Raw genomic sequence first — 14,317 nt, 5'->3', positions numbered from 1 at the left:
CCATTTTTCCGTTTTTTATATCTTCAATTGCCTGTTCAATGGTTAAATGCGGCATGTTGTCTATCCTTTACAAGAATCCGTTCCGGGCAAGAAATGACATACTGATGTCCGCGCCTGCATCAGCACCTGCGTCATTGGTACTATTAGCGCTTTTCCTTTGCCCTGATAAAAATTTTTTCACATATTTTCCCAGCATATCTGTCTCAATATTGACGCGATCCCCCACGTTTTTAAACCCGATGGTTGTAATCTTTGCGGTATGGGGAATAATGCTCACCGAAAAACCGTTTTTCCAGCATTGGTTGATGGTGAGACTAATCCCGTCAATGGCCACAGACCCCTTTTCTATCATCTCATCAGCTATATTTTCCGGCACCTGGATGTCATATATGATGGCATTGCTTTGAGTCTCAATTTTTAAAACCACACCGGTACCGTCTATATGCCCGGATACCAGGTGCCCGTCTATACGGTCCGACAGCCTCAGGGCCCGTTCAATGTTGACCCGGGCCCCGGGTCCAAGAGATGCGAAGGTGGTACGGGATACGGTTTCCGGTGCCATGTCCACCTTGAACTGGCCTTTGCCAAGGCTTACAGCGGTCAAACAGGTCCCGTTCACGGCAATGGAATCCCCGATGCCTGTACCGGAAAAATCCAGGTCGCAGGCAATTACCAGAATTTTGCCTTCCCCCTGGGTTTCAATGCGGCGTATGGTGCCCAGACTTTCTATGATTCCGGTAAACAAAAGTTCTCTCCCCCCCAAATTTTCTACCCCAATTACCTCCCATTGCCAACCGGCCTATTCCGGGGTTCAATATAGCCTGTGACCAGTATATCGGAACCGAACTGCCGGGTACTGACCCGGGCCAGTTCAAACAGGTCTTTTATCTTTTCAGGACCCGGGCCGTTGAACACCGGGATACCGTCATTTCCCCCCATGATCTTGGGGGCAAGGAAATAGCAGATCTTATTTACAATCCCTGCAGCCAGAGCCGATGCAGCCACCCGCCCCCCGCCTTCGATCAGAAGGCTTGTGACGGACAGTTTTCTTAACCTAATCATCAGGTCATTTAAATCAAGCCGATTTTCCAAGACCTTGCATTCAAGAACCTGTGCGCCCCGGTCTTTGAGGCGCAGGATTTTGGCGGAATCACAATCCGGCCCCGTGACAATGATGGTGGGAGCACTTGATTGTTGAACCACGACCCTGGCGTCCTCGTTAATGGTCAAACGGGTATCCAGAATTATCCGGGCCGGATCCCTGGACTGTTTCCCCTCAATTCTGGCGGTCAGGGACGGATCATCCCCATGCAGGGTACCGGATCCGATAAGAATGGCATCATTCTGGTGGCGCAGTTCGTGGCCGAAGTTCCGGGATGCGCCCGACGTGATCCACTGGGAATCCCCGGTTCTGGTAGCAATATAACCGTCAAGGGTGGCAGCACATTTTAAAGTAACAAAAGGGTTTTTTTCATTTTGGACATTCCAGACAAAGTCCTCAATCAGGGTCAAGGCCTCATGCTCCATAAGACCAGATACCACCTCAAGGCCCTTTTCCCTTAAAAATTCAATTCCGCCCCCCGCAACATCGGGGTTGGGATCTTTGCAGGCCACAACAACCCGGGCAATACCGGCTTGAAGAATTTTATGGGTGCACGGGGGGGTTCTGCCGAAATGGTTGCAGGGTTCAAGGGTGACGTAAATGGTGGCATTGGCCAGTTTTTCAGGGCACCTTGCTGCGGCATCATCAATGGCCACCACCTCGGCATGAGGGCCACCTGCTTTGGGGTGAAAGCCCTGGCCAATGATCTGGCCATCTTTTACCACCACTGCACCCACGCAGGGATTGGGGGAGGTATACCCTTTGCCCCGGGCTGCAAGTTCCAGTGCCCTTGCCATATAGTCCGGATCAGTCATCGGTCTTGACAGGGCCTTCCATAACCGGTTTTAAATCTGTGGACTGGTGCTCTTTATGGATCAGGCTCTCAAGTTCCTGGATAAAATCCGTCACATCCTTGAACTCCCGGTACACGGATGCAAACCGGACATAGGCCACATCATCCAGATCTTTGAGGGCATTGATGATTTTCTCGCCAACCACCTTGGCAGACACTTCCCGGTCCCGGCCTTCCCGCAGATCCCGTTCAATATCATCCACAATCTGTTCGATCTGGTTGACGCTGATGGCCCGTTTTTCACAGGCTTTCTGGATCCCCCTCAGCATTTTTTCCCTGTCAAACTCCTCCCGGCGGCTGTCTTTTTTCACAATCATGACAGGGACCTGTTCCACCCGTTCGTAAGTTGTGAAGCGCCGGTTGCACTCCTGGCACTCCCTTCTGCGCCGGACCTCGAACTCTATTTTACCCGGCCGTGAATCCACCACTCTGGTGTTCGGATTTCCACAATAGGGGCACTTCATATCAGCCTCTTGGATAAAGAACGGTGACAGACCGTTCCATTTTATTGTCAGTCAAGCCGGGTCAGTTCCACCCCGGCCTGGGCAAACATTTCCAGGGAAAGGGGATCGTCGTATCCCTCCTTGAAATACACTTTTTTAATCCCGGCATTGATGATTATCTTGGCACAGATGGAACAGGGCTGGGTGGTGCAGTACAGCCAGGCACCGGCAACAGAGATCCCGTGGTAGGCAGCCTGAATGATTACGTTCTGTTCAGCATGAACGCCCCGGCAAAGCTCGTGTTTTTCTCCGGAAGGCACTTTGAGCTGTTCCCGGAGGCAGCCGGTTTGTATGCAATGGGGAATTTGGGAAGGCGCACCGTTATAGCCCGAGCATAAAATGCGTCTATCCTTGACCAGCACTGCGCCAACCTTTCGCCGAAGGCAGGTGCCCCTGGAGGCCACAAGGTCTGTTATGGCCATAAAATACGCGTCCCAGGACGGACGGCTGTTATCATTTGCGTTTGCTGAATCAGGAGGAACAGGGTGCATCAGCAGGCAGTATTCCCATATAGCGGGTACTGGGTGCACAGATCTTTGACCTTGACAGCAATGGTTGGCACATTGGCCTCGTCATCCAGTACATCGCAGATAAACCCGGCCACAGCGCCCACAGCATCTTCGTTCATGCCCCGGGAGGTGATCAACGGCACGCCGATACGTACCCCCGAAGTAACAAAGGGACTTCGTTTTTCATTGGGTACGGTATTTTTATTCACCGTAATATTGGCCCTTCCCAGGCGCTCTTCCGCATCTTTTCCGGTAATATCCCGTCCGGAAAAATCCACCAGGACCATGTGGTTATCCGTACCATTGGACACCAGTTTGTAGCCCCTTTCCATGAGCACCTTTGCCAGTACAGCGGCATTTTTAACCACCTGTTTCTGGTATTCTGTGAACTTAGGAGACAATGCCTCCTTAAACGCCACTGCCTTGGCCGTAACAACATGCATTAAGGGACCGCCCTGGATACCGGGGAAAATCTGGGAATTGATTTTTTTGCCCAAATCGGCGCTGGAGAGAATCAGTCCGCCCCTGGGACCGCGAAGGGTTTTATGGGTGGTGGAGGTGATAATATCTGCGTACCCCACAGGCGTGGGGTGGACACCTGCCGCCACAAGCCCTGCAATATGGGCCATATCCACCAAAAAAAGCGCGCCGCAGGCCTTGGCAATTTCGGAAAACCCCTTGAAATCAATGGTTCTGGGATAGGCTGAAGCCCCTGCCACAATCATCTTAGGCTTATTTGCCCGGGCCTGGTCTGCCACCTGGTTTAAATCAATGGTCTCGGTTTCAGAATTTAAACCATAATGGGAAAAATTGAACAAACGACCGGAAAAGCTCACCCCTGCACCGTGGGTTAAATGCCCGCCATGAGAAAGATCCATGGCCAGAATACCGTCTCCGGGGGAGAGTACAGAAAAGTAAGCAGCCATATTAGCCTGGGATCCGGAATGGGGCTGAACATTGGCAAATTCCACGCCAAATAGCTTTTTCGCCCGTTCAATGGCCAGGTTCTCCGCCTGGTCCATGTACTGGCACCCGCCGTAATACCGTTTTGCCGGATACCCTTCAGCATATTTATTGGTCATGATGGAGCCCTGGGCTTCCATTACTGCCCGGCTCACCGTATTCTCCGAAGCGATGAGATTCAGACCGTATTCCTGCCGGTTGTATTCACTGTCAATCACCGAGGCAATCTCAGGATCACAGGATTTGATAAATTGCATATTTTCCATATTTCAATCGCGCCTTTCTTAATCTATAGAGCGGATACGGTCCAAATGGCGACCGCCTTCAAAGGAGGTGGAAAGCCATTCCCTGACCAGTTCAAAGGCGAGAATATCACCGATCACACGACCGCCCATGACCAGGATATTGGCATCATTGTGCTGCCGGCTCATCCTGGCGGAAAAAATATCCGAGCACAGGGCCGCCCGCACGCCTTTAAACCGGTTGGCCTGAATGGACATGCCGAGGCCGGTACCGCACAGAAGAATACCCCGGCTGAATCCACCGTCGGAAACTGCTTTGGCCACCTTTTTGCCGAAATCGGCATAATTTACCGAAGCAGTGCTGTGGGTGCCCGCATCCTCAACCTCATAGCCAAGGTTGGTAAGCAGGTCCTTAATCTTCTCCTTTAATTCAAACGCGGCATGGTCGCTGCCGATGATGATCTGTTTATCCTTATCCATATCTGCCCGGACCTTTATATCTATTTATGATTTCGATGATATGAAATCATAAATATCCTGGACAGTTGACAATTTCTCGGCCTGGGCATCGTCAATTTCAATTTCAAAGACCTCTTCCATGGACATGATAAGCTCAACAACGGTCAGAGAATCAGCGCCAAGATCTTCAATCAGAGAAGCCTCGGGAATTACATCCTCAATATCAATGCCGGGAATCTTTTCAGCAATAATTTTTCTTACTTTGGTTTCAATGGTCATGTTCTGACTCCTTGACGTTTCTCCGGAAAAACTAATCGTCTGCATCCATGTCAGGTTTTACATCCCTGCCTTTGTAGGTACCGCATTCAGCACAGGCCGTATGGGGAAGCTTAGGCTCCTGGCACTCGGGACATACGGTTAACGTGGGGGCACTGGTTTTATAATGGGTACGTCTTTTTCTTCCTCTTGCTTTGGAACTTTTCTGTTTGGGTACAGCCATGATTATCTCCTAACTACACTATTTTATTTGATTTTTATTTAGTACCTGCCAAAATTTAGAACATATTTAACTACCCTATTTTTCATTTGAAGTCAACCAAAGAATCCCGGAAATAATATGCTTAATCAACCTAACCAAATTTTGTCCTTCTGTTGTATTGCTTTGGACCCCGCAATTATGATAGATAAATCGTCGATTTTACACCTTTTTGTACGAATTTAGGCGGTACAGGCCAAAATCCCTGTACCGCCTGTTGTTCGTGAAATTTAATTTTTGGAGATCATAATGGATACAATAATTACACGCTTTCCGCCCTCCCCCACCGGCTACCTGCATATTGGCGGCGCCAGGACCGCACTTTTCAACTGGCTGTGGGCAAAAAAAAACGGGGGTAGATTTGTGCTGCGTATAGAAGACACCGATGAAGCCCGTTCCACAAAAGAGTCAGTGGACGCCATTCTGGAATCCATGGAATGGCTGGGAATTGATTGGGATGACGGCCCCTATTTCCAGACCCAGCGCCATGACATTTATAATGAACACATTGACCGCCTGATTGAACAGGGCCATGCCTACTATTGCGACTGCACACCCGAAGCGGTTAATACCATGCGCGAAGCGGCCAAGGCCAAGGGACTTAAGCCCATGTACAACGGAAAGTGCCGGAACCGGGGCCTTAAAAAAGGGGATAACACCGTGGTGCGGTTAAAGACCCCGGACACCGGCGTCACCATTGTGGATGATATTGTCAAAGGCAGTACCGCGTTCCAGAATACGGAAATTGATGACTTCATCATCCAGAGAAGTTCAGGTATGGCCATGTACAACCTTGCGGTGGTGGTGGATGACATCACCATGGGTATCAACACCATTATCCGGGGGGATGACCACCTGGTGAATACACCCAAACAGATTCTGATCTACCAGGCCCTGGGCGCGCCCTTGCCGGTGTTCGGCCATGTACCCATGGTGCTGGGATCGGATAAGGCGAGGCTGAGCAAACGTCATGGCGCCATGTCCGTGGGGGAATATAAAAAGATGGGATTTCTGGCCGATGCCCTGATCAACTATCTGGTCAGGCTGGGGTGGTCCCATGGCGACCAGGAGTTTTTTGAACGTCAGGAACTGATAGAAAAGTTCGATCTCGAACATCTTGGCCGTTCCCCGGGCATGTTTGACATGGACAAGCTCTATGCCCTGAACGCCAAACACATCCAGAAAAAGACGCCAAAAGAATTAGGGGACGACCTTGTGCCCCACCTGGCTGACCTTGGCATTGACGCCCGGAATGATACCTTTACCCAGGGGGTGATCGAAACGCTTCAACCCAGAAGCAAAACCCTTATGGAGATGGCCCAGGGTGCGGCTTTTTATTACAGGGATGATATTGAGTTTGAGGAAAAGGCTGCCAAAAAATTTCTTAAACCTGAAACCTCTGTCCTTTTAAACAAATGCGCCGATGCCCTGGAAGGTCTTGGGCACTTCAGCCAGAGCGCCCAGGAAGATATGTTTAAACAGATCATGGAAGAGACAGGGCTCGGATTTGGAAAACTCGCCCAGCCCATGCGGGTGGCGGTCACCGGCACAACGGTGAGCCCCGGCATTTTTGAAATGTTTATTGCTTTAGGAAAAGAAAAAACCGTCCGGCGCATCAGAAAGGCGGCACAATTCTGTGCGGCCCAAGGCTAATTAAAAAGGGTGCGGCTCTGTTGCATATGACTACCAAACCAATAATTCAAGACAGTTAGACTGATAAAGTTAGTAAAAAACAGATTGATTTGTTCACCATTGATACTCTGGTGTCCATGCTTGAAAAAGCAGGAATCGATGTTGAGGTTTCGTTAAAACCTTCGGTTGAAGCTGCATGAAAAAATGGCAGTAAGACAAAAAAAAAGACAGTCGTTTTTTTTGCTATTACACACTGGATGGCAAAAGAAAAGAAGAATACTTTGGCCGGGGCCTGGACGCCCAGCAGCGGGCAGACGAGCGGGACGCAGATGAACCCATATGTTGAAAAACGACTATCCACCCGGCAGACAGTAACCCGGGGATCCGGGAAAAGAAAAAAAGCCGAACCTGTTTTCCTGCCGGACGGCAAACCTAAGATGGTGCCCAGATCGTCTGTGAACCGGGAACTTTGCCACATCCAGGCTATAATGAACTGGGCCGTGGAAAAAAAATACCTCCTGACAAATCCGGTGCTGGGTCACGGAAAGCCCAAAAAGGACGATAAACGCAGCAAACCGCCAACACCCATGGAAGTAAAAATCATCCTTGCCTACTCTGCCCCTCATCTGATCCGTGCCCTTAACATTTTGAAAATTCAAGTAATATGAACCCGGTAAAATCAATAAATCATTTCGAGCCTCCCGGGTGTCCTGCCGGTCTTTTGATGTTGTGGCCGTGACAAAACAATAAGGACTTAAATTTTATGACTGAAAAAGTGTTTGTTCGAAAAACTACAATCCATGCCCCGGTTTCCGCTGTCTTTGCCTGGCATGCCAGAGATGGTGCCATCAACCGGCTCACGCCGCCATGGGCACCCCTGTCATTGGTGGCCCAAAAAGGCAGGGGCATTGACAAAGGTGTTGAAGTCACATTCAAAATAAAAATCTTTGGGATTCCCATGACCTGGCACGCCCGGCATATGGATTACAAAGAAAACGCACTGTTCCGGGACTGCCAGATTAAAGGCCCTTTTGCCGACTGGGAACACAGTCATCTGTTTCATGAAAAATCAACCAACTTAACCGTGATGGAGGATCAGGTCAGGTACCGGCTTCCCTTTGGTATTTTCAGCCTTCCCTTCTACGGATATGCCCAAAGGCAGCTTGAACGTATTTTTTTCTATCGGCATCAGGTGCTTAAATATGATATGGAGAACCGTGTGGGACAAGTTCGCAAGCAGCGGATTCTGATTTCAGGTGGATCAGGTACCATTGGAAAGGCCCTGATCCCTTTTTTAAAAACCTGTGGCCATGATGTGATCCGTTTGGTGCGCGATCCCAACGACCGGTCAGAAGATGCGCTCTTCTGGGACCCTTACAACAATATTTTGGATATGGGCGCGGTCGGGCCTGTTGATGCAATAATCAGTTTAAACGGGGTGGATATTTCAAAGGGAAGATGGAACAGGCGTCAGCGTGCCTTGATTGTTGATTCGCGGGTGGTTTCCACCCGGGTGCTTGTGGAAAAAATGAAACGCATGGCCCATCCACCCGCCACCTTTATTTCTGCCTCTGCCATCGGATTTTATGGTGATGGTGGACCCGGCAGACTGACAGAGGAAAGTGTGCCCAAGGATTGCTTTATATCCCGGGTCTGCCGCCAGTGGGAAGACATTTCCCTTGGTGCTCTGGAAGCGGGTATCCGTACGGTGCAACTGCGAATCGGGGTGGTACTGACTCCGGCCGGCGGGGCACTTGAACGTATGTATCTGCCCTTTTTAATGGGGTTTGGCACCCGGTTGTCCCATGGTGGGCAGTACATGAGCTGGATCGGTATGGAAGATGTGCTGGGCAGCATTCTTCATATCCTTGAAAACAAAGGAATCAGCGGACCGGTAAATCTCACGGCGCCTGAACCTGTGACCCATGGTGAATTTACCCGTACCCTGGCACGGGTGTTGGGCCGGCCCGCTCCTTTTGTTCTGCCAAAGGCGCTGGTGTTGGCCCTTTGGGGGGATATGGGGAAGGAAACTTTGCTGGCCTCGGCCAGGGTTATACCTGAAAAATTAATTGAAAGCGGCTATCGTTTTGTGCATCCCCGGCTGGAAATGGCTCTGGGCCATGTGCTGGGAAGATTTGCTGCAACATGCTGATGGAACAATTAAATGACAACCCGATTAAAGGTTTTATTTTCCTCTTTAATGATTACGGCCCTGGGGCTGGGATATGCTGATATCTATTTCCCTGTGGATGGTTTAAATTTTGAGCGTCTGCACATATTTTTATTCAATTTGTGCACCGGCGGCACGATTCTGTTGTATTACACTGAACGGCAGCCTGCAGTATCCGGCCGTGTGAAGCTGTTTTTCCTGCTCTCCCTGGTCTATGCTTTTTGTGCATTTCTTACGTGGTATCCGGTTACCTTGGCCGTCTCCGTGGTCCTCTGGGGCCTGGTTGAAAAAATACGCATCAACAAATTTGCCATTGTGCCCTATCAGTTTTTTCTGCCAAGGGTACCGGTGTCTGAAAAATTTCACCAGGCCTCCTTATGGTGCCTGTCCATCGGCATTGCCATGGCGTCTGTGGTGATCATCAACAACGAATATACCCATTGGGTGCATATGGAAAGACTGACCCTGGATACTTTTTTTCTGGGGTATTCATTTCCATTGTCTTTAATTACCCTGTCTCTTGTTTTCGGCATGCTTAAAAAGATTGAAGGTCCCCGGAGCAAATCCATTATGGAGATCTGCTTCTGGACCATCACTCTGGGGGTGATTGTATTTTTTATTTTCATTTTGTTTGAAAAATTTTTGCCCCAGATTTTTGTGACCGCAGCATTGTTCACAGCCGTTGTCATGGTTTTCATGCTCTATTATACCTTTGCGGAGAGCATGCAGCAGAAAAAGTTTTTAACCTCGGGCATTGGATTTCTCATTGTCACGGCAATGACAGGCATTGCCTATATCTGTTTTCAGATGCAGGATGGATATGATCCCCTAAAGACCAAGTGGCTGCTTCATGTCCATGTGTTTGCATCCCTTTACGGCTGGAATCTGTGCGGCCTGGCCGTGATCTGCCGGTTTGACGATTTTCCCATCAGGCTTCACTCGGCAACTGTAATTCTGGTACACTGGCTTACGGCGCTGGTGCTGGCGCCCCTGGGCCTTTTTCAGGGATGGTTTGCGGTACTGGCCATTGTCGGCTATGCATTTATTACTTTGACCCTGTTTTTTTCAGGAAACGGAAACATTAATTATGACCAGTAACCGGGAAAAAATTAAGCAGCTTCTGTCCCATTTTTCAGGGACCTCCAAGGTACTTGTAATCATTAATGCAGACCCTGATGCCATTGCATCTGCCATGGCTGTGAAGCGCATTTTATGGCGGCGGGTCAGTGAGGTCGTGATTACCTATTTTAACCGGATCACCCGGCCGGACAACCTGGCCATGATCGAGTATACCGAAGCCGGAATGGTTCCCCTGGCTGATGTGGACAAGTCCCTGTTTGACAAATTTGTAGTGGTGGATTCCCAGCCCGACCATAATGAAAATTTTTCCGGTATTACATATGACGCCATCATTGATCACCATCCCTTATCCTGCAATGATGGTGCGTTTGTGGATATCCGGCCGGACTACGGGGCCTGTTCAACCATGTTCACCGAATATCTGCGCAGCCTGAAGGTAACGCCGTCGGCAAAACTTGCTTCCGCCCTGATGCTGGGGATCAAAACAGATACGGCCAATTTTACCCGCCAGGCATCTTCCCGGGATATCCGGGCCTTTCAGTTCCTGTACAAATATGCGAACATGAATATTGTCACCAAGGTGGAACGGGCCTATATGACGGAATCTGACCTGGATTTTATGGGCAATGCCATAAGACACAGGATAATCCAGGACAACCGGGCCTTTTATCATGCCGGAACCATGTCCAAACCCGATGCACTGGTGATGGCTGCCGATTTTTTCCTCTCCATTGCCGGGGTAAACTGGAGCGTGGTGTCTGGGGTGGTGGATAAAAAGCTGATCGTGATCCTGCGCAACGATGGTCTGCGCAAAGGTGCCGGAAAAACTGCCCAGGAGGCATTCGGCAAATTCGGGTCAGCCGGCGGACATAAAACCATGGCCAGGGCTGAGCTGGATATCTTCCTGATCCGGAAAGAGATCAGGCGGATAAACCAAAAGGCGTTGAATCAGTGGGTGGTCGAACGGATCACCCAGACCGCCGGAAAAAAGACTGAATAGCCGGTACCGGCCATAGGAACAACAACGCCGGTTGGTAAAAAGTGCAACCGGCGTTGGGTGGTTTATGCTATTCCCGGACCTGGACAGGTCCGGGGCAGGATCTTACTCTTCTTTTTCAAATTCGTCTTTTTCTGCCCCGCACACAGGACAGGTCCAGTCTTCGGGGAGGTCTTCAAAGGCAGTGCCGGGGTCAATGCCGTTCTCCGGGTCGCCTTTTTCCGGATCATACACGTAGCCACAGGGGCCGCATACATATTTGTCCATATTTTTCTCCTTGTTTTACTTTTGTTGGCTTATGAGTACAAGCTTAATCCAAATATTAAACCTGCAAGTTGATTATGATTAATACGCTTCGTCCATATCCATATCCTCGTCAGAAACAGGGTCCTTGAATAAATGATAGGCCCAGGACTGGTATACAATGACAATGGGGATGAAAATTGCAACCACGACCAGCATGATTTTAAGGGTCAGTGGGCTTGAGGATGCGTTAAATGCCGTCAGGTGCCATGCCGGGTTCATGCTTGAAGGAAAAAGGGCGGGAAAAAGGCCGAAAATCCCGAAAAAAGTGCATCCCGCAATGGTCAGGGCCGATGCAAACCAGGCTTTGAACCATGCCTCTTTTGCGTTGAAATACCGCGTCAAAAACAGTGTGGCCACGGCCAGGACAATAACCAGGAACAGACCCGGAGACTTGATGTAATTGTCATAGAGGCGGGTGGCAAAGAATGAGGCAATCAGAAAAGCCACTGCCACAGGCACAAGCACCATCCATGTCTGGGCGGCAATTTTGGCAAAACGTTCCTGCAGTTCCCCTGTGGCCTTGATGGTCATCCAGTTGGCCCCGTGTAACATAAACAGCAGGACAAATAATACCCCTCCTAAGAGCCCGTAAGGGTTAAGCAGTTTTAAGGTGTTGCCGTGGTACAGTCCCTGGTTGTCAAAGGGAATGCCTGCAAAAATATTGGCAAAGGCCACCCCGAACAAAAGGGCAGGCAGAAAAGATCCCAGAAAAATCAGGGTATCCCATGTTTTTTTCCATCCAAGGCTTTCGATTTTTCCCCTGAAGTGCATAGCCACACCCCTGAAGATCAATGCAAATAAAATGAGCATCAACGGGGTGTAAAGGGACGAAAACATGGTGGCGTAGACTTTGGGGAACGCTGCAAAGGTAACGCCGCCGGCTGTGATCAGCCACACTTCATTGCCGTCCCATAACGGCCCTTTGGCATTGAGCATGACCCGTTTGTCCCGGTCTGTTTTTCCGGCAAACGGATAGAGGATGCCGATGCCGAAATCAAACCCGTCTGTCAGGAAAAAAATTGCCCAGAGAAGTCCCCACAGAAAAAACCAGATTGATTGAAGTTCCATTTATTCTATCCTCCTTATGCGGTAGCGGCCCCAGGGCCTTCTTTAACGGATTTGGCCATCAGGTAGAACCCAACAGCCCCAAGCAGTCCGTAGACCAGGATGAATGCCACAAGTGATATCATAACCTGGGTGCCGGCAATGGGGGAAGCCGCATCTGAGGTGCGCATCAGATTGTAAACGATCCAGGGCTGGCGTCCCACTTCAGAAACCACCCATCCCATTTCCATGGCGATATAGGGTAAAGGAATGGACCACAACATGATTTTTAAAAAATTGGGGCTTTCCAACAACTTGTTGCGCCGGATCCAGCCGTAAATCATAAGAAGGATAAACAGGGTGCCAAGCCCCACCATGGTCCTGAATCCGATGAATGTCGGCAGTACCGGCGGGCGGTCCTGCCTGGGAATGTCTTTTAGACCAATGACCTCGGCATTGAAATCATGAAACCCTAAAAAACTTAATAATCCCGGAATGGAGCCGATTTCCATCCGGTTTCTCTCCTGGGTTTCATCGGGTATGGCAAACATGACAATGGGAGCCTGGGCACGGGTTTCCCAGTGGGACTCCATGGCGGCCAGTTTGGCTGGCTGGGTTTTGGATACGTTAATGCCGTGCATATCACCGGTAAACGCTGTGAATAAAGAGGTGACAAGACCGACAACCAAAGCGATCCTGAAAGATTTCAAAAAGATTTCAGTATGCTGCTTTCTTAAAAGATGGTAGGCAGAGATGCCCATGATGAAAAATGCGCCCAAAAGCAGGGCAGCCGGCACCACATGGACAATTTCCAAAAGCCCGTGCTTGTTGGTGACCACAGCCAGAAAATCAGTGAGTTCCGCACGGCCGTTTCTGATGTCAAAGCCCACGGGATGCTGCATAAACCCGTTGGCAATGAGAATCCACACCGCACTGAAATTTCCTGCTAAGGCCACCAGCCACATCACAACGGCATGGGCCTTGGCTGAAATTTTTTTCCAGCCAAAAATCCAGATCCCGATAAATGTGGATTCAAGAAAAAAGGCCGCAGATGCCTCTATGGCCAGAAGGGAACCAAATACATCGCCGACATACTCGCTGTACCGGGACCAGTTGGTGCCGAACTGAAATTCCAGGGTGATGCCGGTGACAACGCCCAGGGCAAAGTTAATCAGAAATAGTTTTCCCCAGAATTTGGTCATCCTCAAATAATTTTTGTCGCCGGACCAGGCATATCTGGTTTCCATATATGCGATCAAAATGGACAGACCCAAAGTAAGGGGGACAAAAAGAAAATGGAACATGGTTGCAGCTGCAAACTGCAGCCTGGACAGAAAAACCGGATCCATAAATTCCTCCAGGTTAGAAGTTGATTAAAAAAGTTCTTATGCCGATTATTGCATTTAAAATTTTGTTTTCCATGGCTTGCTCCTAAAAGTTTAAGTTGCCGGGATTAACTTTCAAGGCTTTGAGCAAGTAACATGCCACTTTCCAAGCTGGGTTGGATGATACCGAAGATCTTTTGAATTTGGTTGCCAGCATACCGGAATATTAATGGATTTTCAAGTGGAGGCCGGGGCTTTTGCAATCATTTTTTTTAATATCTGTGCTCATGTCGAATGTGTCTGTATTTTTATTGATACGAAGATGTCTCGATTATTTGATACAATCATGTTTCTAATGCGAAATTCAACAGCGTCTTCCTATTCCGTGTTTAATTCCTTCATTTCAATCTCGATAATAAGTTTGATTCCTTTTTTAAGAACCCCCGTGCCCTATCGGGCACAACAAAGCTTATAGTTTTCCAGATAAATAATTTGCTAACATAACTCCTTGAAAAATCAGGCAGCTTTTAATTCTTCACAATGCCCAAAAAGTCCAAGAATCTCCTTTTGTCGATGAGCAAAATGTGAAAGAGCCTC

General features: G+C 49.2%; 16 protein-coding genes. 5 read left to right on the top strand and 11 right to left on the bottom strand.

The window, feature by feature from the left end; all coding sequences use genetic code 11:
• Positions 1–67 precede the first annotated feature (67 nt).
• Genes AB7U36_RS07885 through rpmF form a run of 8 tightly spaced genes read right to left on the bottom strand, consistent with a single transcriptional unit; the run spans position 68 to position 5,130 of the window.
• Positions 68–745, bottom strand: a complete 678-nt coding sequence (locus AB7U36_RS07885) for a riboflavin synthase (RefSeq protein ID WP_428159240.1) — start codon at positions 743–745, stop codon at positions 68–70.
• A 32-nt stretch (positions 746–777) separates the two neighbouring features.
• Complete coding sequence (gene ribD / locus AB7U36_RS07880) at positions 778–1,917, bottom strand: bifunctional diaminohydroxyphosphoribosylaminopyrimidine deaminase/5-amino-6-(5-phosphoribosylamino)uracil reductase RibD (protein WP_428159239.1); 1,140 nt, start codon at positions 1,915–1,917, stop codon at positions 778–780.
• Positions 1,910–2,419, bottom strand: a complete 510-nt coding sequence (nrdR, locus tag AB7U36_RS07875; protein WP_428159238.1) for a transcriptional regulator NrdR — start codon at positions 2,417–2,419, stop codon at positions 1,910–1,912. The genes ribD and nrdR overlap by 8 nt, the downstream gene beginning before the upstream one ends.
• 47 nt (positions 2,420–2,466) lie before the next feature.
• Positions 2,467–2,949 (bottom strand): deoxycytidylate deaminase, encoded by a 483-nt coding sequence (locus AB7U36_RS07870; protein ID WP_428159237.1) that lies wholly within the window; start codon positions 2,947–2,949, stop codon positions 2,467–2,469.
• Positions 2,949–4,196: a serine hydroxymethyltransferase gene (gene glyA, locus AB7U36_RS07865; RefSeq protein ID WP_428159236.1), complete on the bottom strand. Its 1,248-nt coding sequence runs from the start codon at positions 4,194–4,196 to the stop codon at positions 2,949–2,951. The genes AB7U36_RS07870 and glyA overlap by 1 nt, the downstream gene beginning before the upstream one ends.
• An 18-nt stretch (positions 4,197–4,214) precedes the next feature.
• Complete coding sequence (gene rpiB / locus AB7U36_RS07860; protein WP_428159235.1) at positions 4,215–4,652, bottom strand: ribose 5-phosphate isomerase B; 438 nt, start codon at positions 4,650–4,652, stop codon at positions 4,215–4,217.
• 24 nt (positions 4,653–4,676) lie between these two features.
• Positions 4,677–4,910: an acyl carrier protein gene (gene acpP, locus AB7U36_RS07855; protein WP_428159234.1), complete on the bottom strand. Its 234-nt coding sequence runs from the start codon at positions 4,908–4,910 to the stop codon at positions 4,677–4,679.
• A 31-nt stretch (positions 4,911–4,941) separates the two neighbouring features.
• Positions 4,942–5,130, bottom strand: coding sequence for a 50S ribosomal protein L32 (rpmF, locus tag AB7U36_RS07850; protein ID WP_428159233.1), 189 nt, complete (start codon positions 5,128–5,130; stop codon positions 4,942–4,944).
• Positions 5,131–5,415: 285 nt separating this feature from the next.
• Between rpmF and gltX the strand changes: the two genes are divergently transcribed.
• The 5 genes from gltX (at position 5,416) to AB7U36_RS07825 (ending at position 11,048) form a co-directional block, all read left to right on the top strand.
• The gene (gene gltX / locus AB7U36_RS07845; protein WP_428159232.1) at positions 5,416–6,819 is read left to right on the top strand and encodes a glutamate--tRNA ligase; all 1,404 of its coding nucleotides are present in this window, start codon (positions 5,416–5,418) and stop codon (positions 6,817–6,819) included.
• Between the two features lie 308 nt (positions 6,820–7,127).
• Positions 7,128–7,466: a hypothetical protein gene (locus tag AB7U36_RS07840; protein WP_428159231.1), complete on the top strand. Its 339-nt coding sequence runs from the start codon at positions 7,128–7,130 to the stop codon at positions 7,464–7,466.
• 95 nt (positions 7,467–7,561) lie between these two features.
• The gene (locus AB7U36_RS07835; protein WP_428159230.1) at positions 7,562–8,950 is read left to right on the top strand and encodes a TIGR01777 family oxidoreductase; all 1,389 of its coding nucleotides are present in this window, start codon (positions 7,562–7,564) and stop codon (positions 8,948–8,950) included.
• Positions 8,951–8,962: 12 nt separating this feature from the next.
• Positions 8,963–10,066 carry a hypothetical protein gene (locus AB7U36_RS07830; protein WP_428159229.1) on the top strand — a complete coding sequence of 368 codons (1,104 nt, stop codon included), beginning with the start codon at positions 8,963–8,965 and terminating at the stop codon, positions 10,064–10,066.
• Positions 10,056–11,048, top strand: a complete 993-nt coding sequence (locus AB7U36_RS07825) for a DHH family phosphoesterase (protein WP_428159228.1) — start codon at positions 10,056–10,058, stop codon at positions 11,046–11,048. Before AB7U36_RS07830 ends, AB7U36_RS07825 begins: the two co-directional genes overlap by 11 nt.
• 102 nt (positions 11,049–11,150) lie before the next feature.
• On the opposite strand, the gene rd is transcribed toward AB7U36_RS07825, so the two are convergent.
• The 3 genes from rd to AB7U36_RS07810 form a co-directional block, all read right to left on the bottom strand.
• Complete coding sequence (gene rd / locus AB7U36_RS07820) at positions 11,151–11,312, bottom strand: rubredoxin (RefSeq protein WP_428159227.1); 162 nt, start codon at positions 11,310–11,312, stop codon at positions 11,151–11,153.
• A gap of 78 nt (positions 11,313–11,390) precedes the next feature.
• On the bottom strand, positions 11,391–12,419 hold the full coding sequence (cydB, locus tag AB7U36_RS07815) for a cytochrome d ubiquinol oxidase subunit II (protein WP_428159226.1): 1,029 nt from the start codon (positions 12,417–12,419) through the stop codon (positions 11,391–11,393).
• Positions 12,420–12,433: 14 nt separating this feature from the next.
• On the bottom strand, positions 12,434–13,744 hold the full coding sequence (locus AB7U36_RS07810) for a cytochrome ubiquinol oxidase subunit I (protein WP_428159225.1): 1,311 nt from the start codon (positions 13,742–13,744) through the stop codon (positions 12,434–12,436).
• Positions 13,745–14,317: the final 573 nt, after the last annotated feature.

Source organism: Desulfobacter sp., from assembly GCF_050177295.1.
Note: the sequence above shows the minus strand (reverse complement) of the source record. Positions and strands in the feature narration are given on the sequence as shown.

Bases quoted from the DNA above. Each gene is read 5' to 3' on its own strand.
- ribD (WP_428159239.1), bottom strand. From the start codon at position 1,917: ATGACTGATCCGGACTATATGGCAAGGGCACTGGAACTTGCAGCCCGG.
- nrdR (WP_428159238.1), bottom strand. From the start codon at position 2,419: ATGAAGTGCCCCTATTGTGGAAATCCGAACACCAGAGTGGTGGATTCA.
- AB7U36_RS07870 (WP_428159237.1), bottom strand. From the start codon at position 2,949: ATGCACCCTGTTCCTCCTGATTCAGCAAACGCAAATGATAACAGCCGT.
- glyA (WP_428159236.1), bottom strand. From the start codon at position 4,196: ATGGAAAATATGCAATTTATCAAATCCTGTGATCCTGAGATTGCCTCG.
- rpiB (WP_428159235.1), bottom strand. From the start codon at position 4,652: ATGGATAAGGATAAACAGATCATCATCGGCAGCGACCATGCCGCGTTT.
- acpP (WP_428159234.1), bottom strand. From the start codon at position 4,910: ATGACCATTGAAACCAAAGTAAGAAAAATTATTGCTGAAAAGATTCCC.
- rpmF (WP_428159233.1), bottom strand. From the start codon at position 5,130: ATGGCTGTACCCAAACAGAAAAGTTCCAAAGCAAGAGGAAGAAAAAGA.
- gltX (WP_428159232.1), top strand. From the start codon at position 5,416: ATGGATACAATAATTACACGCTTTCCGCCCTCCCCCACCGGCTACCTG.
- AB7U36_RS07840 (WP_428159231.1), top strand. From the start codon at position 7,128: ATGAACCCATATGTTGAAAAACGACTATCCACCCGGCAGACAGTAACC.
- AB7U36_RS07835 (WP_428159230.1), top strand. From the start codon at position 7,562: ATGACTGAAAAAGTGTTTGTTCGAAAAACTACAATCCATGCCCCGGTT.
- AB7U36_RS07830 (WP_428159229.1), top strand. From the start codon at position 8,963: ATGACAACCCGATTAAAGGTTTTATTTTCCTCTTTAATGATTACGGCC.
- AB7U36_RS07825 (WP_428159228.1), top strand. From the start codon at position 10,056: ATGACCAGTAACCGGGAAAAAATTAAGCAGCTTCTGTCCCATTTTTCA.
- rd (WP_428159227.1), bottom strand. From the start codon at position 11,312: ATGGACAAATATGTATGCGGCCCCTGTGGCTACGTGTATGATCCGGAA.
- cydB (WP_428159226.1), bottom strand. From the start codon at position 12,419: ATGGAACTTCAATCAATCTGGTTTTTTCTGTGGGGACTTCTCTGGGCA.
- AB7U36_RS07810 (WP_428159225.1), bottom strand. From the start codon at position 13,744: ATGGATCCGGTTTTTCTGTCCAGGCTGCAGTTTGCAGCTGCAACCATG.